24 protein-coding genes are annotated in these 23096 nt (G+C 36.5%); 5 read left to right on the top strand and 19 right to left on the bottom strand.

Features of this window, described 5'->3' with window-relative positions; genetic code table 11:
* Positions 1-135: 135 nt before the first annotated feature.
* Both A1704_RS12565 and A1704_RS12560 read left to right on the top strand, forming a co-directional pair.
* On the top strand, positions 136-657 hold the full coding sequence (locus A1704_RS12565) for a 3'-5' exonuclease (RefSeq protein ID WP_062673872.1): 522 nt from the start codon (positions 136-138) through the stop codon (positions 655-657).
* Positions 658-675: 18 nt separating this feature from the next.
* Positions 676-1116: a GNAT family N-acetyltransferase gene (locus A1704_RS12560; RefSeq protein WP_062673870.1), complete on the top strand. Its 441-nt coding sequence runs from the start codon at positions 676-678 to the stop codon at positions 1114-1116.
* Between the two features lie 178 nt (positions 1117-1294).
* On the opposite strand, the gene A1704_RS12555 is transcribed toward A1704_RS12560, so the two are convergent.
* The 8 genes from A1704_RS12555 to panD form a co-directional block, all read right to left on the bottom strand.
* The gene (locus A1704_RS12555; RefSeq protein WP_062673868.1) at positions 1295-2806 is read right to left on the bottom strand and encodes a helix-hairpin-helix domain-containing protein; all 1512 of its coding nucleotides are present in this window, start codon (positions 2804-2806) and stop codon (positions 1295-1297) included.
* A 4-nt stretch (positions 2807-2810) separates the two neighbouring features.
* Positions 2811-4088 (bottom strand): PP2C family serine/threonine-protein phosphatase, encoded by a 1278-nt coding sequence (locus tag A1704_RS12550; protein WP_062673866.1) that lies wholly within the window; start codon positions 4086-4088, stop codon positions 2811-2813.
* A complete protein-coding gene (locus A1704_RS12545) occupies positions 4088-5131 on the bottom strand; it encodes a TerY-C metal binding domain-containing protein (RefSeq protein ID WP_062673864.1) in 1044 nt (347 codons plus the stop codon). Before A1704_RS12545 ends, A1704_RS12550 begins: the two co-directional genes overlap by 1 nt.
* 17 nt (positions 5132-5148) lie before the next feature.
* Positions 5149-5787 (bottom strand): vWA domain-containing protein, encoded by a 639-nt coding sequence (locus A1704_RS12540; RefSeq protein WP_062673861.1) that lies wholly within the window; start codon positions 5785-5787, stop codon positions 5149-5151.
* 86 nt (positions 5788-5873) lie between these two features.
* The gene (locus tag A1704_RS12535; RefSeq protein ID WP_034698935.1) at positions 5874-6551 is read right to left on the bottom strand and encodes a TerD family protein; all 678 of its coding nucleotides are present in this window, start codon (positions 6549-6551) and stop codon (positions 5874-5876) included.
* A gap of 27 nt (positions 6552-6578) precedes the next feature.
* Positions 6579-7154, bottom strand: a complete 576-nt coding sequence (locus A1704_RS12530; protein WP_034698933.1) for a TerD family protein — start codon at positions 7152-7154, stop codon at positions 6579-6581.
* Between the two features lie 181 nt (positions 7155-7335).
* The gene (locus tag A1704_RS12525; protein WP_062673859.1) at positions 7336-8364 is read right to left on the bottom strand and encodes a lysylphosphatidylglycerol synthase transmembrane domain-containing protein; all 1029 of its coding nucleotides are present in this window, start codon (positions 8362-8364) and stop codon (positions 7336-7338) included.
* 3 nt (positions 8365-8367) lie between these two features.
* Positions 8368-8718: an aspartate 1-decarboxylase gene (gene panD, locus A1704_RS12520; protein WP_002976902.1), complete on the bottom strand. Its 351-nt coding sequence runs from the start codon at positions 8716-8718 to the stop codon at positions 8368-8370.
* A 399-nt stretch (positions 8719-9117) separates the two neighbouring features.
* Here panD and A1704_RS12515 point away from each other — a divergent pair, with 399 nt between their 5' ends.
* Positions 9118-9408 carry an HU family DNA-binding protein gene (locus A1704_RS12515; protein WP_002976900.1) on the top strand — a complete coding sequence of 97 codons (291 nt, stop codon included), beginning with the start codon at positions 9118-9120 and terminating at the stop codon, positions 9406-9408.
* 241 nt (positions 9409-9649) lie between these two features.
* Here the strand turns inward: A1704_RS12515 and pdxH are convergent, their stop codons facing one another.
* Complete coding sequence (pdxH, locus tag A1704_RS12510; protein ID WP_062673858.1) at positions 9650-10291, bottom strand: pyridoxamine 5'-phosphate oxidase; 642 nt, start codon at positions 10289-10291, stop codon at positions 9650-9652.
* Between the two features lie 24 nt (positions 10292-10315).
* On the opposite strand from pdxH, the gene A1704_RS12505 reads away from it, so the two are divergent.
* Positions 10316-10864 carry a YqgE/AlgH family protein gene (locus tag A1704_RS12505; protein WP_062673856.1) on the top strand — a complete coding sequence of 183 codons (549 nt, stop codon included), beginning with the start codon at positions 10316-10318 and terminating at the stop codon, positions 10862-10864.
* Positions 10865-10967: 103 nt separating this feature from the next.
* Complete coding sequence (locus A1704_RS12500; protein ID WP_062673854.1) at positions 10968-11549, top strand: N-acetylmuramoyl-L-alanine amidase family protein; 582 nt, start codon at positions 10968-10970, stop codon at positions 11547-11549.
* 87 nt (positions 11550-11636) lie between these two features.
* Here A1704_RS12500 and A1704_RS12495 read toward each other — a convergent pair whose 3' ends face one another.
* The 10 genes from A1704_RS12495 to A1704_RS12450 all read right to left on the bottom strand — a co-directional run bounded on the left by A1704_RS12495 (position 11637) and on the right by A1704_RS12450 (position 23062).
* Positions 11637-12449 carry an aminotransferase class IV gene (locus A1704_RS12495; protein WP_062673852.1) on the bottom strand — a complete coding sequence of 271 codons (813 nt, stop codon included), beginning with the start codon at positions 12447-12449 and terminating at the stop codon, positions 11637-11639.
* A 78-nt stretch (positions 12450-12527) separates the two neighbouring features.
* Positions 12528-12914: an START-like domain-containing protein gene (locus A1704_RS12490; RefSeq protein WP_034696870.1), complete on the bottom strand. Its 387-nt coding sequence runs from the start codon at positions 12912-12914 to the stop codon at positions 12528-12530.
* Between the two features lie 188 nt (positions 12915-13102).
* Positions 13103-14278 (bottom strand): aspartate aminotransferase family protein, encoded by a 1176-nt coding sequence (locus A1704_RS12485; RefSeq protein WP_062674773.1) that lies wholly within the window; start codon positions 14276-14278, stop codon positions 13103-13105.
* Between the two features lie 28 nt (positions 14279-14306).
* Entirely contained in the window at positions 14307-14897 is a 591-nt protein-coding gene (locus tag A1704_RS12480; protein WP_131797507.1) for a hypothetical protein, read from the bottom strand.
* Between the two features lie 13 nt (positions 14898-14910).
* Positions 14911-16650, bottom strand: coding sequence for an OstA-like protein (locus tag A1704_RS12475; RefSeq protein ID WP_062673847.1), 1740 nt, complete (start codon positions 16648-16650; stop codon positions 14911-14913).
* 3 nt (positions 16651-16653) lie between these two features.
* Positions 16654-17127, bottom strand: a complete 474-nt coding sequence (locus A1704_RS12470; protein WP_002976876.1) for a Fur family transcriptional regulator — start codon at positions 17125-17127, stop codon at positions 16654-16656.
* Between the two features lie 65 nt (positions 17128-17192).
* A complete protein-coding gene (locus A1704_RS12465) occupies positions 17193-19187 on the bottom strand; it encodes a KUP/HAK/KT family potassium transporter (protein WP_062673845.1) in 1995 nt (664 codons plus the stop codon).
* A 114-nt stretch (positions 19188-19301) separates the two neighbouring features.
* Positions 19302-20282, bottom strand: a complete 981-nt coding sequence (locus A1704_RS12460) for a pyruvate dehydrogenase complex E1 component subunit beta (RefSeq protein WP_034696867.1) — start codon at positions 20280-20282, stop codon at positions 19302-19304.
* A 236-nt stretch (positions 20283-20518) separates the two neighbouring features.
* Positions 20519-20938 (bottom strand): DUF2147 domain-containing protein, encoded by a 420-nt coding sequence (locus A1704_RS12455; RefSeq protein ID WP_062673843.1) that lies wholly within the window; start codon positions 20936-20938, stop codon positions 20519-20521.
* Between the two features lie 195 nt (positions 20939-21133).
* Complete coding sequence (locus tag A1704_RS12450) at positions 21134-23062, bottom strand: LTA synthase family protein (RefSeq protein ID WP_062673841.1); 1929 nt, start codon at positions 23060-23062, stop codon at positions 21134-21136.
* Between the last annotated feature and the right edge of the window lie 34 nt (positions 23063-23096).

The following is a 23096-nucleotide window of genomic DNA, read 5'->3' as shown; positions in this document are numbered from 1 at the left end:
ATTCTTGAAAATATGAATTAAAAGAGAAAAGAGTTCTTTATAAACAAAAATAACTTCCAGCTTCCTTTCCTTCCGCTTCCATCTTCCATCTCTCAGCTTATTTCAATATCTTCGTCCAGTTAAAAACTATTTCCAATGAGCTACATTATGGTTGACATAGAGTCGGACGGTCCGATTCCCGGAGATTTTTCAATGGTCTGTTTCGGAGCGGTACTCGTAAATGAAGAACTGGACACTACTTTTTATGGAAAATTAAAGCCTGTTTCTGAGAAGTTCAACCCAGATGCTTTAGCAGTTTCCGGATTCAGCAGGGAAGAAACAATGAATTTTGATGATCCTGAGAAAGTAATGCTGGCCTTTGAAGACTGGATTACCACTCATTCCAAAGGCAGACCTATTTTCATAAGTGACAATAATGGTTTCGACTGGATGTTTATCTGCTGGTATTTTCATCATTTTATCGGAAGAAATCCTTTTGGCTTTTCTTCCAGAAGACTTTCTGATCTGTACTGCGGGCTGGAAAAAGATACTTTTGCCCAATGGAAACATCTTCGCAAAACGGAACACACGCACAATCCGGTAGACGACGCCAGAGGAAATGCCGAAGTTTTGCTGTACATGAAAGAAGAAATGGGACTAAAAATTGCATTAAAGTAAGAACTCTAATTTTTGACTATGAATCCTGACCTGCATTATAAACAAGCTGATGAAACTGACATTGATTTTCTTCTCAATCTCAGAATGAAAACCATGAATCCGCACTATGAAACTTCAGGACTTTCTACTGACAGAGAAACAACCCTGCAAAGAGTTTTGTATCAGTTTGAAAAAGCTAATATTATTTTTTTACATGATCAGCCCATTGGACTATTAAAAGTAGACAGAACGTTTACCAATATCGAGGTTTTACAGCTTCAGATTGATCCAAGCCAACAGGGCAAAGGACTTGGAAAAAAGATCTTGTCAGATATTTTAGAAGAAGCTTCATTAGCTGGAAAAACGGTTTCATTAAGTGTTTTAAAAACCAATAAAGCACAGTATCTTTATCAAAGTCTTGGATTTAGAATTGTGGACGAGGATCAGTATTCTTATTTTATGGAAACGGAAAGACAGTAAATGTTTTTTTTAAAGTTTTGCTATAGCCGTTGAATGTTTCCTTTGATTTAAATGATTTAAACACAAATCTCACAAATAAATGAGCACAAATGGCCACAATCATCTGTGAGATTCTTCATTACATTTCATTCCATTCAGAATGACACTCCGGAAACAAGCCTTGATTATCCGTTAGTCTTTACTGGTTTGCCATCGTTACATAGATCAATCTTCCGCCTTCTTCTGAGGAAAGCAGTATTTTTTTACCATCAATGAGTTCTACCATAGAGCCTGGTGGAATTTCTTTCTGTTCTGTGACATCCTTCATTCCTGATAAGCTTTGGTTGACCAATACCCATCTTCCCTGGTGGAACGTAAAATATCCTACCGGCATTTTATCCTGCATCGTCAGATTTTCGTTACGTATCACTTTCCTGGAAACATGCCATTTGAAAAGATACTGATTATGATAAACCATGAGCCTGTGATTTTCCGGTTTCCATACCTCATCATCAAATTTAAAATATAAGTCTAAAACGGGTAATGTTCCCTGATGAGGTGTTCCGCAGAACGGACATTTTGGATTGCTGCTATTATCAAAGACATACCATTTTTCTGTACAGCCGGAATTCTGGCAAGGCTGGATCAAATCTACGGTTTTCAATAATGCGGCTTCCCATTCATTGGCCGTGGGACGTCTGATAGGATCATGCAAACCGTCAATGAATGTTTTTCTGAACAATTCTGAAATATATGGACCTGTAACGGTGTACGGAATCTTTTGAGGATCTCCCCAGAATGCATCCCACTTTCTGAGATGATCGGACTTCACATGGTTGGAATTATTTTCCGGATGTTCTATAAACATGGCTTTTTCTCCCATGGATAAAATTTCGTCCTTTTCGGAATCCAGATCCCAGATTTTTCCTCCACGCAGCGGATGTCTTCTCAAAAGATACATATAAATCAGAACGGCAAGTGCATGCAGATCTGTTTTTTGATTGGGTAAATGCCTATTCGGATCCTGAAGTTTTAAATGTTGGGTTTTCAGAACTTCGGGTGCAATAAAATCGGCGGTTCCTATGACTTCCGGTGGAAAGAGTTTGGGAACCACAAGACCGTCAATATCGATAATACAGGCAGATTTTGTAACGGGATCTACCAGAATATTGTTATAAGACAAATCAGAGTGTGCCAGTCCCATCTGATGCAGCTTTTTCACTCCTCGGCTGATATTGACAGCAATCTGGAAATAGCCCAGCCAATCTCCCAATTCTGACTGATCAAGTCTCAACGGATACTGCTGATTCCTGAACATGGGAGCGGTAAACCACTTCCCCACTTTATCCTGTCCCTGGATATTATCTGAGCCAATATAGCCTTTGGCAAAATAAAATTTATCGTGATAAACAGGAACTACAATTCCCGTTAGTCTATTTCTTTCAACAATATCATAAGGCCATCTGAATATTTCATTCAGAAAGTAGTCTGAAGCATTTCCATTCTGTATACTTTGCAGATAGGTAGAAACAATCCTCATGATTCTTTCTTTCTGTCCTTCATCCAGCGGATTTCGGTAGAAAGCGACTACATAGTCTTTATCAGGCGAAAAATAAACATCTTTCACTCCGCCCCGGATAGGGTTTTCATCTACGTATTCATAGGATTTGGCCGTATCCAGAACAGAGACAACCTTAATAGTTTTTTTCATGGTATTAATAGATTATGGCCAATGTACGGTCATCATGATTTCCTCTGCTCCAGAAATCGCTCCAGATTAAAAGCTCTTCATCAATTTTTTCATCGTTAATAAAATCTGCTTTCGTCCGGTCATCATTATTTCCGGCAAGGTCTTCAAAAAGTGCTTTCCAGCTTTCTACATCTTCCAGTTTATTTTCTGTGGTAAATTTAGGATCATAAATACCATCTGTCATCAGCACGAGATAGGAAAAATCTTCTACACAGGTAATTTGGAAACGGGAAGCCATTTTATCATTAAAAATTTCTTTCATGGTGATAAAACGAGTGCCACCACCAAACTCTCCCACATCCATCTGGTTTAACAATTTTACTTCAGAAAAGTCTGTATTAATCAGATTGATCGGACAGTCACCCACTCCAAAGCTCAGAATCACATATCCGAAACTGAATTTCTTAAGCAAAGTAAAAATAAGTGTAGTGTGCAGATCATTCACAGAAAGGGCATTTTCTGCCGCTTTTTTTTCTAATGTGTGATAAACATGCAAGACACTTTCCGATAAGATATTGATGGTATCCTTCTTGGCTTTCAATTGTTCTTTATCAGGGAACTGATTGATATATAAAACATTGATGTTATTTTCAATCTGGTTTAAAATCTCCTGTGAGTTAAAAAAATGGTTGATCGTTGTAGTTGCCAGCCTTGAACCTTCTCTGGCAGCTGAGGCAGAGCCCGCTCCATCTGAAACAGAAATAATATTCCAGCCGTTGGGAAGCGTATTTACGGCAAAATCGTCTTCACGAAATTTACCTTCATGAGCGTGAGAACGTCCTCTTTTGGAGACTACAACAATTTTTTTGTCTGAAAAAGAACCTTTGTATGAGTCTTCTTCCGATTTATAAAAAGCAGCATTGGTATCGCTTGGAATATTTCTCCACAAATCTTTAGGATCTGCGTTGACAAACAGTTGGATTTTTTTTATTTCAATTTGATTCTGATCATAAGTGTGATAAAACCGAACATCCAGATGGTACATATTATTCTTTAATGGAATTCCTGAAATAGTATCATTTTCAAAACTAAGTCCTGTTTCTTCCAGGTTTCCGATATTCTGAATCTTGATGTTGGGAAACTCTTCCATCTCGAGACTGAACTCATAGAACTGTTTGGCACTGGCATTTTTCAATACCCAATGAACGTCTTTGAATTCTTCCTTTTCTTTATAAATAAGAGCCTGTTCCATACTTTTTGGTTTGGATTCATCAGCTGATTTCCTGAAAAATTTCCCCATCATTAGCCCAACGTTCTGTTAATGTCAAATCCTCCTCCGGAAAATCCATAATAATCCGAAGTTCCACACCACGGACATTTACTGTATCCTTCTCCCCTCAGACAATGAATTCCTCCACATGAGCAGGTAGCCAGCGCAATGGGATTGGCACAGTGAGGGCATGAAGTTCCTCCGTCCAGTTCTTCGATATTGATTTTAAGATGCGTTTTCTGACTGGAAGAAAGTCTGTAGTAGGCTCTTTCATCAATTTTATATGCTCCGTCCAGTCTGTAATATCTTGTAGCCATTCCCGGTATGCTTGATTCTGCGAATGCTTTTTTAAACTTCATCAGATAAAGCTTTTCAGTTTCCTGGCATTTCCCATTCAGTACGACAAAGTTATTATCAGGAAATCTCTGTTCCATTTCAGGATCTACTTTCTCCAGAATAAGGGAATCAATTTTAGACAAATTAATTCCTTCTTTTTTTGCTTCTGTGACACTCTGGCTAGTTGTTTTAATAGAATCCGTTACCCATTTGAAAAACTCTTTGTAAGAATTTTCATCAGAATTATTGAACAGTAAAACATGGTCTGCCAGAGAACCGAGAAGTTTATAATTGGTATTTTCTCCAATAGAAACGGCAATAGTGTTAGATTTTCCATTGTATTTGGTATTCCATCTTTCAATGGCTTTGGTGGCATCATCAGTAGGCACTCCGTCTGTAAACAAGAAGACGATAGGTTTCCAGTCGCCTTTTCTTTCATACGTTGTTTTCACAATATCCTTGTCGATACAATCCATTACTTTGATTAATCCCTGGGAAAGCGACGTTCCACTTCCGATTGGGATTTTTGGCGGATAAAAACTGATAATATCCTGCATGGGAGTAATCACTTCCGCTTCTCCTGCAAAACCTATCACAGAAATGTAAACCGTTTCCAGTGAATACGGATCTTTTTTTAATTCCCTGATGATATTGGCGATACCTTCCTGTACCTGCTCTATAGGCTCTCCTACCATAGATTCGGAGATATCTACTAAAAAATAAATAGGCAGTCTTCTCATGGTGTAAAGACAATATTTTAAATAATAATAGTAAGCTCCGATGGTGGCGGAGGTAATGTCATATTTTCTCCCGTATTCTGAGATTGTCCTCCCTGTGTAATGGAAGAGCTCACCCATTTGAAAAAGGAAGAAAGAGTAATCGCGTCTGTAGTATCCAGTTTTACTACATGATCGGTCAGTTCTTTCAAAAACTGCTCATCTGCTTTCGGGCCTGCTGCACATCCTACGATAGCCCCAAATTCCATCCCTCTGATCACAGGGATCATCTGCCTGTACTTCTGAATATCCGAAGGTTTTCCATCCGTAAATATAAACAGTAACGGCTGCCAGTCTCCTTTTGCATCGGCCGATTCTTTTACAATTTCTCTCTGAACCAGTTCAGAAACCATTTCCAAAGCAGCTCCTGTATGCGTAGGGCCACTATCCGGACAAGTAATCTCCATTGGATAAAAACTTGCCAGATCTGTTAAGGGTATAATATTCTTAACCTCTCTATCAAAGGTAATGACACTTAAATGCAGGCTGTCCATCGCCTGCGGATCCGCGCGAAGCATACTGATAAGACCATTGAAACCATTGTTCAGTGCCTGAATAGGTTCTCCGTTCATAGACCCTGAAGTATCCAATAAAAAATAAGCTAATAATCTCCTGCTCATTATAGACAAGTATTAATTCTGAAGCCGGCGGAGGGAGTCGGAGACTTCCAAGCCGGCTTTTATATGAGTTGAAAAAAATTGAAAATCTAGTTCGAATAAGCGTATTGCTGTCTCAGAATATCGATAAAATTATCTGTATTATGAGGCTCTCCTACAGCGCGGAATTTCCAGTCGCCATTGTGACGGTAGGCTTCTGCAAAAACCATTGCACATTTACCATTCATGCTTGAATCGCCGGAAAGGCTGTATTTTGTAATTTCTTTTCCTGAAGCATCTACCGCACGGATAAATGCATTTTCGATCATTCCGAAGTGCTGGTTATTGGTTCTTCCCTGATAAATGGTAACAATGAACACAATTTTCTGGTAGCTTTGATCCAGCTGATCCAGTCTTACAATGATCTGCTCATCATCGCCATCTCCAGCTCCGGTTCTGTTATCTCCGGTAAGCCATACATTTCCGCTTGGGTGCTGCATAGAATTGAAGAAAACCACATCTCCCTGATAAAGCCCCATCTGTCTTCCGTCATTGGTCTGCACCGTTCTTCCAAGATTAGCTACTTTTCCGTTGCCATCCAAAAGAAAGGCTACAGCATCAAGATCATATTCTGCTTCCTTGCTGAACAGTTTACCGAAGAATCCACTGCTTTGTTTTCTTACATCCCATCCTAGACCGATGGTTACTTTTGAAAGATCATAAACGCTTTCTCCGCGGTCATTCTTTCTTAAATCTATCGTTTGTCCTTTCTGTAAATTAATTGCCATAGTTATAGTTTTTGTGTATTTGATGATTTATTTGATGATTTGCCCTTTGTAGTATTTTTCAAGGAAGAAGCCTAAATCTGCTCTGTATCCTATCCCTGAAGCTTCAAATTTCCAGCTTCCGTTTCTTTTGTACAGTCTTCCGAACTCTACTCCTGTTTCGATAGAGAAATCCTCATCCAGTTCGTATTTTGCAATTTCCTGGTTGGAATGGTTATCTACTACTCTGATATAGGAGTTTCTTACCTGTCCGAAATTCTGTCTTCTTCTTTCAAAATCTTCTATGGTGACCACAAAAAGGATCTCTTCTACTCTTGAATCTACTTTATCAAGGTCTATAATGATCGCTTCATCATCGTCACCATCACTGTTTTTACCACTCGGATCATCTCCTGTATGGGTAAGTGCTCCATCCGGAGAATTCAGGTTATTGTAAAAAACGAAGTATTCTTCGCTTACTAATTTTCTGTCAGAATCAATCATGATTGCAGAAGCATCCAGGTCAAAATCGTAGCCGGTTCCTTCATTCGGATCCCAGCCTAATCCAATCGTCATTTTCGTCAATCCTATCTCGATCTTTTGTCCTTTCTGTAGATTAATTGCCATAGTGTTTTATATTATGATTATTTTTTGCATTAAGATAGAAGTGATTTACGAATTGACCAAATTTATTGATGAAAAAATGTTCCATACCGCTTAATTTTAAACTCTTTAAATCACAAAAATGCTCATAAAAAAAGGTCCAATTAAAAAATTGAACCTTGCATTATATAAAAAATGTATTGAATTAATTTTCAAATTCTTTATCTGAAACAGCAGCATTTCTTGCTTTGGCCAGCATAGGAATGGAAATTAATCCCATCACCAGCATAATCACAATCTGCAACGGTAAAGAAATAAAGGAATAGGTAAGTCCCATTTCACCTCCAAAATCTGCACTTTTTCCTACTGAAATGAAAAGAGCCATAAAACCATACTTCATGGCAAGGTTATACGCTCCGATTCCTCCGCTGGCAGGAATAATCATTCCCAGTGTTCCCACTACAATAATGAAAAATCCATCTGCAAAGGTAAATGCTGAAGTTTCAGGAAGGGCAAAGCATACCAGATAAGCTGCTAAATAATAGCAAATCCAGATTCCTAATGTATAAAGAATGAATTTCCCTTTTTCTTTTAATTTAAAGATGGAAGTTATCCCCTGAAAAATCCCGTCAATAAAGCTAACCACTTTTCCTAAAAACGGAACTTCTGCCAGTTTCTTTCTAAATACAAAAAATAAGACTGTTCCTATTACCAGAATGGAAAGGATGAATATTATTTTAGTAGGATTGATATTGACTCCTGAGTTTTTATAGAATGACAGAATTGCATCATATTTGAACAATAATGTCAGTCCTAAGAAACCAAGCATACAGATCAGGTCTACTACTCTTTCCAGAATAATAGTTCCAAAAGATTTATCTACAGGTACTTTTTCCACCCCATATAAAGCGGTTGCCCTTGCTACTTCGCCACTTCTGGGAATCGTAAGGTTCATCAGATAACCAAATGAGATAGACCAAAGCGCATTGGAATTGGAAATTCTGTGTCCCATCGGCTCCAGCATCAGATTCCAGCGGATTGCCCTGAACCAGTAAGCCAGAAGACCAAATACAGAAGCAAACAATACCCAGATATAATTAGCTTTTGCCAGTGATTTTTGAATGACTTTAAAATCCAGCCCTCTTAAGGCAAGCCATAAAAAAAAGCCTGCAAAAGCAAGCGATATTACTATTGTAAGTATTGATTTTACCGGACTTTTTGATGTTTTCTCCATGTACTACGTAAGAAGATTTGTTTTTTCATCCGGGAAAACGATCTTTGGCTGGAAATCTTTTGCTTCCTCCGGAGTCATCTGAGCATAAGCAATAATGATGATAATATCATCTTTCTGTACTTTTCTTGCTGCAGGACCATTCAGACATACTTCCCCTGATTTTCTTTTCCCTTTGATCACGTAAGTATCAAAGCGTTCTCCGTTGTTCACATTAACGATATAGACTCTTTCTCCCACTACCAGACCGGCAGCTTCTATAAGATCTTCATCGATCGTTATACTCCCTATGTAATTAAGGTCAGAGGCAGTTACTCTCACCCTATGAATCTTAGACTTGAAAACTTCTATTAACATGCTGCAAATTTATTAATAAAAATTAATAAAACAGGTCTTTATTATCATTTTAAAACTCCCACAAACACAGGGGTTTAATTTCACAAAACATAAGAAATTTAAAAATTACTTATAGATTTAACAATCATATGGTCAAAAAAATTAATTGTTTATACACAATTTAGGATTTAATAAATACGAAAAATAATATTAACTTTTTGCTAAAGTCAATACACATAAGCATTTGGCATGATTTTAGTAACCTGTAACGTAGATTTTCTGTGAAAAGTGGAATTATCATATTTTAACTGATTTCAGTGAAAAGCAAAAAAATTTTACAAGTTTTAATAAAAAAATTGCACAATTAGAAAATAGTACTATATTTGCTATAATTACGAACTAACTTTAATATTAAAAATTATGAACAAGTCTGAATTAATCGACGCAATCGCAAAAGATGCAGGTATCACTAAAGTTGCAGCAAAAGCTGCTTTAGAATCTTTCATTGGTAACGTTACAACTACTTTAAAGAAAAAAGACGGAAAAGTTTCTTTAGTAGGTTTCGGTACTTTCTCAGTAGCTGAGAGAGCGGCTAGACAAGGTATTAACCCTGCAACTAAAAAACCAATCAAAATTGCTGCTAAAAAAGTTGCTAAATTCAAAGCTGGAGCTGATTTATCAAATGCAGTTTCAGGTGCTAAGAAAAAATAATCATTCAGATTACAAAAATTCAAGGCTGTTTCTTAGAAACAGCTTTTTTTATGTCAAATTGTGATAGGAAATCCAACCGTTAAGAAGATTTAACTGGTTTATAATTATTAAGTTTTGGCTAAAGCCGGTATTATCACACCCAATAAAATAAGCGGGCTAAAGCCCGCTTCTATTGATAAACCGATCATGACATGCATTAAAATATAACGCATCATCTAGTTTTTAACCTCTTATTTTTCCATTACGGAGCCAATCTTGAAATTTTCCAGTCAAGGTCTTTAAGCTCATAAATAATCCTGTCATGAAGACGATTGGGTCTTCCCTGCCAGAATTCAATTTCATAGGGTCTGGCAAGATATCCGCCCCAATTGGCAGGTCTTGGCACTTCCGTATGTTCAAACTCCTTTTCCAGCTCTTTTAATTTATCTTCCAGAAATTCTCTATTAGGAATCTCCTGGCTTTGCGGAGAGACCACAGCGCCAAGCTGACTTCCTTTTGGCCTGGAATGGAAATAACCATCGCTAAGATTTTCTGCTACCTTTTCAAGATCAGCCTTGATAATGATCTGCCTTTCAAGATTAGGCCAGAAAAAATGCAGGCAGGCTTTATGATTGCTTTCTATTGCTTTTCCTTTTCTGCTGTTATAATTGGTATAAAAAATAAACCCCTCATGGGTATATGCTTTAAGAAGCACCATTCTTGTTCTTGGACACCCATCTTCTTCTACAGTAGAAACCGCCATAGCATTAGCTTCTGAGATCATCGGACTCTCATTGGCTTCCAAAAACCAGTCTCTGAACTGCTCAATTGGATTTTGTTTTATCTCACTTTCAATAAGTTGGGATTTCTCGTACACTTTTCTTTTGTCGTGCAGGTTTTCCATAAATATTTTTTATTAAATTTGATTATGAATCACTCATACAAAGGTAAAATATTAATCTCGACCCCTGACATTTCCGGCGATATTTTTTCAAGATCGGTAGTATTGGTTATTGAACATAATGAAAGTGGTGCATTTGGTTTGATATTGAATAAAAAGAATAGCCAGATGAGTAGCAAATTCAAAGATTTTTTTGACTTTAAAATTGAGGTTTATGATGGAGGGCCTGTAGAAAACGACAAAGTATTCTTCATTGTAAAAGGTAAAAGAGTTACTGAGATCTATACAGACATCACTGATGAATACTATCTTACAGAAGATATTGAACGTATTATTAATGCGGTTTTAAGCAGTGAACTGGATATTAATCATATCAAAATATTTTCAGGATATTCCGGGTGGTCTCCTAATCAGCTGGATAGTGAAGTTCAGAGGAAAATGTGGACTGTAGTGGATGTTTATAATCTTGATTATACACTTCCCAACGATCAGACACTCTGGAAATCTATCATGCAGAATCTTGGAGGAGAATTTCTTCTCTGGGCCAATTCGCCAGAAGATATTTCACTGAACTAAAAGTATATTTTTCGCATTACTCTGATAATTAACAAACTTTAAGATTCTTTTAACCAATTTTAAAGAAAGTTTTTCCGTTCTTTGAAAAACTAAAATCACTGATATGAAAGGTATTACATTACTTGCTTTATCAATATTTTCTACAGCTTTTTTATCATTTACTCCTATCAACAAAAAATATATTGTCATCGATGCCGGACATGGCGGAAATGATTTTGGAGCAACTTATGGTGAAATTCTGGAAAAAAATATTGCATTAAGCGTTGCTAAGGAAATCCGGAAGATCAATGAAAGCCAGAATCAATATGAAGTTATTTTAACAAGGGATTCAGACAGTTATCCTACTCTTGCAGAAAGAACAGATCTGATCAACAAGCTAAACCCTGAAATGGTTATTTCCCTTCACGTGAACAGCTCTCCTGAAAAAGAAAGATCTGACAACGGATTTGAAGTGTACGTTCAAAATTCTGATGTTTCAAAGGAATTAGCTGGAAAAATCTATAAGAAATTCAATGCCCGAAAAATATCGGAGAGCAATCTTCATATGCTGAGAGAAACCAAAGCACCTGCTGTATTGGTAGAACTTGGCTTCATCAATAATTCTGACAACAGGAATTATATTACCAGTGAAAAAGGGCAGAAAGAAATCGCACAAAAATTTGTTGAGATTATCAACGAATATTAAATAAAAAAACAATTTCTGATTTACTCAGAATAAAACCCGGTAAAGGACTTCTGGAACTTTGTTGTTTACCGGGTTTGTCAATTTTTATTAATTAAAACTTTTCTTCCAGCTTTCTACCAGTTCAGAGAAACGGGAAGTTTCAAAAGTCTTGTTTCTTATCTTACCTACAGAAAATATACCTTTCTCGTCTGAAATCATTAAAATTTCTTCAGCTTTCTGAGATTCAAATGCGATAATCTCGTGTTCCTGAATATCAGCAAGATTATTTTTATGTAAAAAAGTAACAAAGTTTTCCATCAAAGGAGAAATGTAAGCTCCTTCTGTCTGTTTGGGTACTTTGATCACGTCACCTTCCAAAAAGAGAAGATTTCCTGCAGTGGTGCGCGCTATTCTTTTGTTTGGATTCAGAAGAATCACGTCATCAAGGTCATTTTCCTGGGCATAGATCACTCCGTAAATGTTTTCCGGACAGTGAACCCTGATATTGCTCAAAAGATTGTTATTAACGTTAATTTCTTTAATCAAATCCAATTCCAAAGGTCTTTGATGAACTGCAAGCACATCCGCCATTTCCGTTACTTCGTAAAAATAGGAAACTGAAGATTTTGCCAAGGTCACTCCATCATTATTTCTGAACACCTGGAAATTGATAATTCCGTTCTTGACTCCTTTACCTTCAATGATTTCTTTTTGAAAAAGGTTCTGGAAAAACTCCAGGGTGTAAGTTAAAGGAATATTCAGTCTCATCTTTCTCATGGAAGCCATCAGGAAAAAATAGCATTCTTCGTCCATGATCAATCCACCATTTCTTACAAAGAAAGATACTTTTACTGAGTCTCCCCAAAGAAAAGCTCTGTTCTTTACACTTAACTCGTCTGATGTAAAATATTGATTTTCCAATTTTTGATATGATTTATTTACAAAAAAATAATGAACGATAAATCGTTCATCAGTTTTATCATTTCATATAGCCCGGTATTATGCCGCACCTAGTTTTATTCTCAGGTTTTCGATAAGATTTTCCCAATACATTGCATTTTCCTCTTCATCACCTTCTTCACAGAAATCTGTAATATTTAAAGCAAGATCTTCTGTAATATCATCGATAGTGATAGTCATTTCAAAGAAATTTTTTGTTCCTTCATCTTCTTCCCATCTGAAACGCACGAAACCTTCAGGCTTATATCTGATCAAAGTGGCCTTCTCAGCAGGTCCTCCACCCCAGCTAAAAAAGAAATCATCGCCTTTCTCTGTTACCTCATCCGCAAACCATTCAGACAATCCCTCTGCAGTCGCCAGATATTCATATAAAATCTCTGATAAACAGTGCATTGGAAATTCGTAATGGACTTTATGTTTCGCCATATAATCTTTGTTTTATCGTCCCGCAATATATAAATTAATTTTTTTATTACGCAAAAAAACAATTACTTTTTTATAGAATCTGTATGATATTTATCACTGGATTTAAATCTCTGTGATGTCAGGTTTTAAAGCTAAAAATTACCATGCAAAACATAAAAAAATCTCTCATTTACAGAGAGATTTTATCTTTAATTTTCATTCAGTATATCAAGAATAATCTGGCATCCTTCCCGGATTTCGTCCAGAGATAATGTAAGCGGCGGAGAGATTCTCAGGTATTCATTTCTGTACAGCTGCCAGAAAACAATCAGCCCTTTTTCCATACATTTTTTAGCTACTTCCAGCGTATATTCAGGAGTTCCTAAGTTCACGGCAAGCATCAACCCTTTACCGTTGATATTTTTAATTTTAGGATGAACCAAAAGTTCTCTGAACAACTTTTCTTTTTCCTCAACTTCATTCATTAAACCACTATCCAACACTTCTTTTAATGTGGCATAACTTGATGCTGCAATTAATGGATTTCCTCCAAAAGTAGTAATATGCCCAAGTTTTGGTGAGTGAGAAAGGGTTTCCATAATTTCTCTGGAACTCATAAAAGCTCCTACAGGAACTCCACCACCCATTCCTTTACCCATCACCAGAATATCCGGAACAATTCCAAAATGTTCAAAAGAGAATAACTTCCCTGTTCTTCCAAATCCGGGCTGTATTTCGTCCAGAATTAAAAGCGCTCCTACTTCTTCACATCTTCTTTTTAATTTGATCAGATAGTCGTTATTTGGAACCAGAAAGCCTGCTGCTCCCTGAATGGTCTCAAGAATAACACAAGCAGTCTTCTCCGTAATTTTATCAAAGTCATCTTCATTGTTAAACTCAATGAAAGACACCATTGGTAGTAAAGGACGGAATTCTCTCTTGTGAGTTTCATTTCCGGAAACACTTAAAGCTCCATGAGTATTTCCATGGTAAGAATTTTTAAAGGAAACTATTTCTTCTCTTCCTGTATATCTTTTAGCCAGCTTTAAGCTTCCATCGATAGCTTCTGCACCGCTATTCACAAGGTAAGTAACCTCCAGAGGATCCGGAGTGGCTTCTGCAAGCAGTCTGCATAATGCGATTGGTTTTTCCTGTGCATATTCTCCGTAAACCATTACGTGAAGATATTTATCGGCCTGCTCTTTAATGGCATCCACTATTTTAGGGTGCGAGTGTCCCAAAGTATTAGCAGAAACTCCTGCTACAAAGTCAAGATATCTTTTTCCGTCTGTACCATAAATGTAGCTTCCTACTGCTTTTTCAACTTCAAAACCGGCAGCAAATTTGGTGGTTTGAGCCTGATATATAAAAAAATCTTTATGCATTTCCATAAATATGTTATGAAAGTCTAAATCAGTTCTCTTCTTTAGAATCTTTTTTTATTTTTATTTTAGATGTATTGTTGTAATCAAAATCAGAAAGTTCATCAAGTTCATTCTGAATTTTCTGTTTCCAATCCTGCAGCTTTTGAGTATTAAGGCCATAATTGGTTTCATTGTCTATCAGGGCCTGAGCTTTTGTATATTCAGCTGTCAGATTATTAAACATTTCATTGGCATAAGTAAAACCTTTCCACAGCGTATTTTTATGAATAAGAAGGTCTTTACGCATTTTTCGGGCATATACTTCGGCTAAATCAAAATTGACCTGCTGATATTCTATCATAGCCGGAATATTGCGAGAATCAGGATTTATTGATGAAGCACTGCTGGAAAATTTATTGATAATCTTTTTATTAAAATTATTACTTAGTGCATTAAATCCCCTTAACTGATAAGAAAAGTTGATTGCTGATCTGATTGAAATACGATCATCATGGGTAATCAATTTATAATCCTCTTTCTGTAATTTTCGTTCTTTACTCCATACAAATTCACCTGGTTGTAAATCTTGGGAAAAAAACATCAATGGAAAAAATAATAACAGTAACAGAATTTTTTTCATACCTACTTGTTTTCTATTTTCTTACTCTCTTTGGTTTTTTAGCTTCTTCTTTAGCTTTTTCGTCGTCAATTGCTTTCTGCGCTTTATCGAATAGCTCACTATCAGCTGTATATTGTATTTCTTCGTTATTTGGAGTATCTACAAGGATATCCTGCCATTTCCTGATTCTGTCTTTGGTATTCCAGTTAAAATCCGGGAATTTTCTTTTCGAAGGTTCTATCATACTCATAGGATAAGTATCGGAAGCAGCTCCAATACTGCATGAAATAATCTGCAGTGCTCTTTCTTCAAACAATGCTCCGATAATTCCGCAGGTTGATAATGTAATCCCTATTCTTTCCGGTTTTTTGGTTTCCTGATCAGTATCATCAACATACACGATAGACTGGGCATTTCCAACGACTCTTGCTTCTTTAATCGCATTTTTCTCATAGTATACCGTCATGAATTTTCCTTTCACCTGATTGAACTCATCTTTCAGGGTAAGTGAGTCAACTTTACTGATGGCAAAGGCATTTCCGATTACTTTCAGAGAGTCAATATCTTCTGTTTTGGTATTGAAATATGCTTCCACTTTATCTCCGGTAACCTGCTTTTCACCACTCCAAAGAATCGGATTGGTATACATATGCATGATTCCGTCTGTTTCATTGAAAGCAATGGAATCTGCTCTTCCCTGTGCATTGGATTTATAGATACGGGCTTTTTTAAAAGCTCTCAGATAGCTTTTCTTCACTTTGATATCTACTGTATCCGGTCTTTGATAGGAGATAATTTTTTCTGCAGCGAAATAAATGGAGTCTTTTTCCATCACTTTTACAGCATACGGACTTTTAGTCATCATGGCAGAGTCTTTTTTCTCAAAAATTTCTCCATAACCTCCTTTTATATATCTTTTTTCTATAGGATCATCAAGAGTTACATTTCCTGTTGCCTTACCGAATCCTGAGATTTGATTATAGTACATATCATCACCGGTAAGAATTTTCTCATTATAATAGATTCTGGAGTTTTTGGTTAGAAAAGCCTCCTTGGAATCCATTTTATAGGTTCCTTTTTCCGTGTAGATTCTGTTTCTTGGATTGGTTTTGCTGGTAATGGTTGTAGGACCTAGAAAATCAGCAATTTTTGTGTTCTGATTCTGTTTGATGTTGGGTCCTTCTATAGTATACTGCGGGGTTTCAATTTTTACATTCCCAGTAAGATCTACCACTCTTGTATTGAGAAAATAGGTTCCTACTTTGGCGTAGGTTACATTCTGCCCGTCAGAAATTGTCCCTCCTGTGTTAAAATAAGCCTGATTAGCCAGCCTGTCATAATACAGAATATCTGTTTTAATGGTTTGCTTCGGATCTGTTAAAACCACATTTTTTCTGGCAACACCTTTCTGGGTATTGGCATCATATTCCATTTCTCCTGCTGTGATCACAGAACCGTCGGTATTTTGAAGCCTTGTATTACCTATTGCTTTTACAAAGTTCTCTTCATTATACAGAACAACTTCATCTGCTGTAAGAATGGAGCCTTGGTGTTCTATCTGAACATTTCCGGTAAAGTATTGATTCCCGTCGTATTTTTCAGGACTTTTCTTGATCTCGTCCGCATGGATGATCTTTACTTTATCTTCAGGTCTCACCTGTTTGGGCTGAGCCGGTGAAGGAGCCTGCAAATAAGGATCTCTCTTCACAGGGGTTTTATCCTGCGCAAAGTTGAGCGTAGAAATAAAGAGTAACAGAAAAAGGGCTATTCTCATTAATTAGTCATTCTTAGTGCCATAGAAATATAGCGAATGAGAATCAATTTTTACGCCAAATGCTTCTTCGATGGCTTCTTTGATTCCTTGAATTCTTGGGTCGCAGAATTCAATAATTTCTTCAATTTCTTTATCAGAGTCTTTTTTGTAGATCACCAGGTGGTCATGCTGTTTGTCAAAATAAGACTTTTCATAAGACGAAGAAGTTAATGTCTTTTCTCCGAACTGATGCTTACGGATTAAACCTGCATCAAGGAAAATTTCAATCGTGTTGTAAATGGTTGCTTTGGAAACATGATATTTTTTCTGCATCATGAGAAGATACAGATCATCAACATTAAAGTGATGATCCATATTATAAATCTCTTCCAATATTGTATATCTTTCAGGTGTGTTTCTGAACCCCTTTTCTAATAAGTAGTTTCTCAAAACATCCTTGATCAAAGCTATATTTTTTTCTTTTTGTATTGTATCCATTAAAAAAATTATCTACAAATTTATTGAATTTTATTTAAATAGATAGTATGGTTAAATACGAGTAGCTACGAGTTGTGACGGAAATACCCGGACTGCTCGATCTTATTATCATAAACTGTTAATTCTGTGATCGGTGCAGATTCTACTTCAACGTTATGCGAAGAGACTCCCCAAGCCTTAAAGTCGTCACTTCCGATATACTTCACAAAATTGTAAATGTTAAGAGTAATCTTCTGTTTAACAGTTAAAAGGATATCGTTGATATAGGTATTATCTATGATCACATATTTAAGATCCGGTGGTATATCATGAGCTCTTAAAGATGGGTGGCTGCTTCTTGAAGGAATGGTTCCGTCTGCCATTAGATCTTTAAGGACCATATTGAAATAATCGTTGATTCTTCGGTCTACTTTAAATCCTAAAAGGAAATTGATTTTATATACGGTTCCCGGAAGGATCTCGTCTACAGTATATCTGAAAGTATATGGATCTTCCTGGTTTACAATGCTCAGGATGAAGTAATGATCTGCTCTTTTCGGTTGTTTTTTGATGATGGAATAAATAATTTTAGATTCCACTTCATCATTTCTTTTAGCTCTGCTCAGATAAGCCAGATTGGTAGCATATTTCGGAATAGTTTCGTCCAGTTTCATGTCTTTAAGAATAGACACATATTTTTCTATTTTCACAAACTGGATAAATCTTGTTTTGATCAGTCTTCCGTTATACCATGCATACATAGAAATTCCGATAGAACCAGCCAAAACAACGGTGATCCATCCACCTTCCATGAATTTGATAATGTTGGCACTGAAGAAACCTAATTCGATTGCCATATAAACCATTGCGAAAACCAGAATCAAGACTTTGCTTACTCTGTGTTTCAGGAGCCAGAAGACCAACAGAACGGTTGTCATCAGCATGGTCACCGTAATGGAAAGTCCGTAAGCGGCTTCCATTTTTCCTGATTCTCTGAAGTGAAGCACAACAATGATACACAGGATAAGAAGTCCCCAGTTGATTCTTGGGATATACATCTGTCCTTTTACTCCGGAAGGATAATCAATTTTCTGATTAGGCCAAAGGTTAAGAGACATTGCTTCTGAAAATATGGTGAAAGAACCGGTAATTAACGCCTGACTGGCAATAATTGCTGCTGCTGTTGCTAAAATTACTCCTGGGATGATCATCCATTCTTCCATGATTCCAAAGAAAGGATTCACTACAGAAAATCCAGGTTTGTTATAATTGGTTAAAAGCCATGCTCCTTGTCCAAGATAATTCAGAATAAGCATAATCTTAACGAATGCCCAGCTTATTCTGATGTTTTTTGCGCCACAGTGCCCTAAATCAGAATACAATGCTTCTGCTCCGGTTGTACAAAGGAAAACAGCTCCTAAAATAACAATAGCACTTGGAGAGTTGGCAATAAGTTTATAAGCGTAATAAGGGTTGAAAGATCTTAAAATCTCAAAATTTTCACTCAAATGCATTACTCCCAGTCCTCCTAATACCAGGAACCAAACCACCATTACAGGACCAAAAAATTTCCCGATAAAACTGGTTCCAAACTGCTGCACCACAAAAATGGCAATCAGTATTCCAATGGTGATAGGGACCACAGGAGTATGTGGGTTATAAATTTCAAGACCTTCAATAGCTGACATTACCGTCAGTGATGGTGTAATAACCCCGTCTGCAATAAGGGCTGCAGCACCAATGATTGCAATGAGGTACAACCATCCTTTTTTAAGGTTTCTTACCAGTGAAAACAAAGCAAGGATACCCCCTTCACCTTTGTTATCCGCTCTCAAAGCAATGATCACATATTTTATCGTGGTCTGCAGGGTAAGGGTCCAGATAATACAGGAAAGAGCACCTTCTATGTATTCATTGAAAGGCATATTGCTCCCTTGGGATCTTGCATTCACAATTGCTTTCATTACGTAAAGCGGAGAGGTACCAATATCTCCAAAAACAATTCCTAGAGACACTAAAACTCCTATGAAGGAAAGTTTCTTTATGTCGAAGTGGTAGCCATCTTCTGTAACTTCTGCCATATCAGCTTAATTTATTTTAAAGGCGCAAATTTATACTAATTTTATGACGTCAAGAATTTTTCTTCATGAATATAATAAATGAAAAAACTTCCTTTCGGAAGTTTTTCTCTATAACTATTTTACGTACATCGCTTTTTTGATTTCCTCTTTTACTTTTTCAAGTTTAGGGAACCATTCTGCAAATAATGCAGCAGAGTAAGGTGCAGGAGCATCAGGAGTCGTAATTCTCTTGATAGGAGCATCTAAATAATCAAATGCTTTTTGCTGTACCATATAAGTGATTTCAGAAGAAATAGAAGCAAATGGCCAAGCTTCTTCTAAAATAACCAATCTGTTTGTTTTCTTAACGGAAGCTAAAACAGTATCAAAATCTAGAGGACGAACTGTTCTAAGATCGATAACTTCTACAGAGATTCCTTCTTTCGCCATATCTTCAGCAGCCTGTAAAGCCAGTTTCATGATCTTACCAAAAGAAACTAAAGTAACATCTGTACCTTCTCTCTTGATATCTGCTTTTCCTAACGGTAAGTAGTATTCTTCTTCAGGAATTTCCATTTTATCTCCATACATCTGCTCAGATTCCATGAAAATAACCGGATCATTATCCTGAATTGCAGTTTTCAACAACCCTTTCGCATCGTAAGGATTTGAAGGAACTACTACTTTAAGACCAGGAATGTTTGCAAACCAGTTTTCAAAAGCCTGAGAGTGAGTAGCACCTAATTGACCTGCAGAAGCTGTAGGACCACGGAAAACGATTGGACAATTCCATTGTCCACCACTCATCTGACGGATTTTTGCAGCATTATTGATAATCTGATCAATTCCTACCAATGAGAAATTGAATGTCATATACTCTACGATGGGTCTGTTACCATTCATCGCAGCACCCACAGCAATTCCTGTAAAACCAAGTTCTGCAATTGGGGTATCGATTACTCTTTTAGGACCAAACTCATCCAACATTCCTTTGGAAGCTTTATATGCACCATTGTATTCTGCTACTTCCTCCCCCATTAAAAAGATGGATTCGTCTTTACGCATTTCCTCGCTCATTGCCTGTGCAATTACCTCACGAAAAGTATATTCTGCCATATTTATTCGAAAAATTTAGACTACAAAAATAGTGTTTTTTTATTATACACATCATAAAAACGGTCTTCATTTCCATGAGAAGTCATAATATTAACTGTATTTAAAATTAATTTTCCTTCTTAAATGCGTCCTTCTTGTACCTTTTTTATGTTCCGAAGAATTTTCACAGAATTTTTATCCACAAAAAATGACATCCCATTTCTGAGATGTCATCTAAAATTCTATTTAAACTTATATTAATTAGCTTTCTCCCAAACCTGGGTTCTTCCTAGTAAAGATAATCCTAAGTACCCTCTTACGTTCAGTTTATCACCGCTTCTTGTAATGGTACATTTGTATGTTTTTCCTGTTTTAGGGTCTGTAATAGTTCCTCCGGTGAACTCATCACCGTCTTTTTTCAGTCCTCTGATAATCTCCAATCCTAAAATTGGTTTTCCTTTTCTGTCATCTTTACAAACTGTACAGTTTGGATCAGCAGGTTTTATCAACAACTGAGAAACTTTTCCATAGTATTTTCCGTCTGATTTTTTGAATACTTCAACAATAGATTTTGCCTGTTTTGTCTCATCATCTATCGTTTTCCACTTACCTTCTATCTGTGCAAATGTAAGTACACCACATAAAGAAAGTGCGAACGTTAACAATATTTTTTTCATATTTCTTATAGTTTTAATTTTATACAATATTCTTATCTACGTATTGATAAAAATATAAATTAATTTTCAACGAACAAAAATTTTTATTATACAAAGCATAAAGAGGTGAAGAAAAGTAAAATCAATAATTACTAAAACAATTAATTTGCCAATCAGTTTATTGACTATTTCGCCATTCTATTTTTTGTCTTCTGCCTAATACAGCTTCCTGTTAATCACCCTATCCATATAATCCTGATACCAGGCCTTTGCCGTTTTCTTTCCTTGTTCTATTTCAGGATTTTTAACTTCATTCATGATATTTTTTTCAAGGCTCAGATCAGATTTATCATAGACTCCGATGATTTCTTTTCCATCAAAGCGGTAAATATAATTTCCGATCATGAACTGATCTGTACTTCCATCCGAGTTGACTACGATGAAAGGATATTTTTTATCACTTACCAAACTTCTCCCCCAGCTTCGGATAGGTTTGTTATACCCGATAAGATCTGCCAGTGTAGGATAAATATCTGCTTGTTGTGCGATTTCCTGGCTAACACCTTTTAGCTGATACGCAGGATTCGGAGAATAGAATACCAACGGAACGGCATAACGGTTCATTGCTCTTTCATATTCCGGATAATAGACCTGATTGGTATGGTCTCCCGTGAAAACAAAAATGGTATTGTTGTACCAAGGTTGCTTTTTAGCCGTCTCAAAATATTGTTTGATCGCATAATCCGTATACTGCATCGGCTCATGGATTTCTATTTTTCCTTTTTTAAATTTCCCGTTATATTTTTCAGGGATTTTAAAAGGGTGATGGGATGATGCGGTAAATACAGTAGTCATAAAAGGTTGTTTCTTCCCTACATTCTTAGCGAAATACTGAAGGAAAGGCTCATCCCAGATGGCCCACATTCCGTCAAAATCTTCATCATGATTATATTCTGTTTTTCCGAAATAATGTTTAAATCCTAAGATATTTCCGAATCCAAGAAATCCCATAGAACCATTTGGGGCACCATGATAAAAAGAAGTATCATACCCAAGATCATTACATACGGAAACAATAGATTGAATTTTCTGATTGGAATAAGGAGATCCTGTAAAAGCATCGGTAAGACTCGGAATTCCGGCCAATACACTGCTCATCCCATGAATAGACTGTCTTCCGTTTGCAAAAGTATTCGGGAAAATAAGGCTTTGGGTAGCCAGACTATCCATAAAAGGAGTATAAGAAACGTAATCTTTGATATTTTTATCTTTATTGAAAGCTCCTGAATATTCTCTCCCGAAAGATTCTACAATAAAAATAACAATATTGGGACGATTCTCCACTTTTCTGTCATATACTTTATAAGGCTGTACATAGTCTTCAATATATTTTTCATCTACAAAATGAACTTCCTTAAAATTATTGGTATTTAAAGTCCTGAAAAAGGAGAATGTACTATTGAGTACAATGTTTCCCTGAAGCGGATTTGTTACAAAACGAGTAGCATCCACCATATTAATAGGTCTCGTGCTATGCTTAAAATCTCCTCTGATTCCTCCCACAACCAGCACCGCTGTTATACACAAAGTAAGAATAGATGTAATAAAGTAAGGAAGCAGTTTCGCAGGTTTTGTATCTTCTACTTTCACCTTTTTGTATAGAAAAACCCATAAGATCATCAACACGACGTACCAAATCAATACAAAAGGATGTTCTCCCACAGAGATCATCAGTGTTTTAGATACATTGGATTCATGTTCAGCCACCTGAAATACAGCCGAAGTAAGCCTTGCCTGAGCGAATTTATAATAAATAAAATCCCCAAAATTCATGGCATAAGCAATACCGTTGGTGATGAAATACAGCCAGAATAGGACTTTCTGAAAGATTTTCTTGGTATTAATAACCAGCGGCAACAAACTCAGGAGTATAAATAATGCGTTGACATACAAAATAGCTGTGGTATCGAAAGCCGTACCATGGAAAGCCAGCTTTATGTAATCAGAAACCGAGTCAACTTTAATCAGATCTTTATTAAAATACCAGAATAAAAGTCTGGCAATCTGATAAAAAACATAGGCTAAAAAAATCCTGTAAACCAATGCCAGAACTTCCTGTTTTCTAAATCCTTCTAAAAATTTCATGGAGCAAATTTACATCAAAATCACTTTAATGCAT

The organism is Chryseobacterium cucumeris (genome assembly GCF_001593385.1).
GTDB classification, from domain to species: domain Bacteria; phylum Bacteroidota; class Bacteroidia; order Flavobacteriales; family Weeksellaceae; genus Chryseobacterium; species Chryseobacterium cucumeris.
This window is presented reverse-complemented; position numbering and strand designations above follow the sequence as displayed.

Excerpts from the sequence above, each read along its gene's own strand:
- A1704_RS12565 (WP_062673872.1), top strand. The coding sequence starts at position 136 with ATGAGCTACATTATGGTTGACATAGAGTCGGACGGTCCGATTCCCGGA.
- A1704_RS12560 (WP_062673870.1), top strand. The coding sequence starts at position 676 with ATGAATCCTGACCTGCATTATAAACAAGCTGATGAAACTGACATTGAT.
- A1704_RS12555 (WP_062673868.1), bottom strand. The coding sequence starts at position 2,806 with ATGAAAAAAACTATTAAGGTTGTCTCTGTTCTGGATACGGCCAAATCC.
- A1704_RS12550 (WP_062673866.1), bottom strand. The coding sequence starts at position 4,088 with ATGATGGGGAAATTTTTCAGGAAATCAGCTGATGAATCCAAACCAAAA.
- A1704_RS12545 (WP_062673864.1), bottom strand. The coding sequence starts at position 5,131 with ATGAGAAGACTGCCTATTTATTTTTTAGTAGATATCTCCGAATCTATG.
- A1704_RS12540 (WP_062673861.1), bottom strand. The coding sequence starts at position 5,787 with ATGAGCAGGAGATTATTAGCTTATTTTTTATTGGATACTTCAGGGTCT.
- A1704_RS12535 (WP_034698935.1), bottom strand. The coding sequence starts at position 6,551 with ATGGCAATTAATTTACAGAAAGGACAAACGATAGATTTAAGAAAGAAT.
- A1704_RS12530 (WP_034698933.1), bottom strand. The coding sequence starts at position 7,154 with ATGGCAATTAATCTACAGAAAGGACAAAAGATCGAGATAGGATTGACG.
- A1704_RS12525 (WP_062673859.1), bottom strand. The coding sequence starts at position 8,364 with ATGGAGAAAACATCAAAAAGTCCGGTAAAATCAATACTTACAATAGTA.
- panD (WP_002976902.1), bottom strand. The coding sequence starts at position 8,718 with ATGTTAATAGAAGTTTTCAAGTCTAAGATTCATAGGGTGAGAGTAACT.
- A1704_RS12515 (WP_002976900.1), top strand. The coding sequence starts at position 9,118 with ATGAACAAGTCTGAATTAATCGACGCAATCGCAAAAGATGCAGGTATC.
- pdxH (WP_062673858.1), bottom strand. The coding sequence starts at position 10,291 with ATGGAAAACCTGCACGACAAAAGAAAAGTGTACGAGAAATCCCAACTT.
- A1704_RS12505 (WP_062673856.1), top strand. The coding sequence starts at position 10,316 with ATGAATCACTCATACAAAGGTAAAATATTAATCTCGACCCCTGACATT.
- A1704_RS12500 (WP_062673854.1), top strand. The coding sequence starts at position 10,968 with ATGAAAGGTATTACATTACTTGCTTTATCAATATTTTCTACAGCTTTT.
- A1704_RS12490 (WP_034696870.1), bottom strand. The coding sequence starts at position 12,914 with ATGGCGAAACATAAAGTCCATTACGAATTTCCAATGCACTGTTTATCA.
- A1704_RS12485 (WP_062674773.1), bottom strand. The coding sequence starts at position 14,278 with ATGCATAAAGATTTTTTTATATATCAGGCTCAAACCACCAAATTTGCT.
- A1704_RS12480 (WP_131797507.1), bottom strand. The coding sequence starts at position 14,897 with ATGAAAAAAATTCTGTTACTGTTATTATTTTTTCCATTGATGTTTTTT.
- A1704_RS12475 (WP_062673847.1), bottom strand. The coding sequence starts at position 16,650 with ATGAGAATAGCCCTTTTTCTGTTACTCTTTATTTCTACGCTCAACTTT.
- A1704_RS12470 (WP_002976876.1), bottom strand. The coding sequence starts at position 17,127 with ATGGATACAATACAAAAAGAAAAAAATATAGCTTTGATCAAGGATGTT.
- A1704_RS12465 (WP_062673845.1), bottom strand. The coding sequence starts at position 19,187 with ATGGCAGAAGTTACAGAAGATGGCTACCACTTCGACATAAAGAAACTT.
- A1704_RS12460 (WP_034696867.1), bottom strand. The coding sequence starts at position 20,282 with ATGGCAGAATATACTTTTCGTGAGGTAATTGCACAGGCAATGAGCGAG.
- A1704_RS12455 (WP_062673843.1), bottom strand. The coding sequence starts at position 20,938 with ATGAAAAAAATATTGTTAACGTTCGCACTTTCTTTATGTGGTGTACTT.
- A1704_RS12450 (WP_062673841.1), bottom strand. The coding sequence starts at position 23,062 with ATGAAATTTTTAGAAGGATTTAGAAAACAGGAAGTTCTGGCATTGGTT.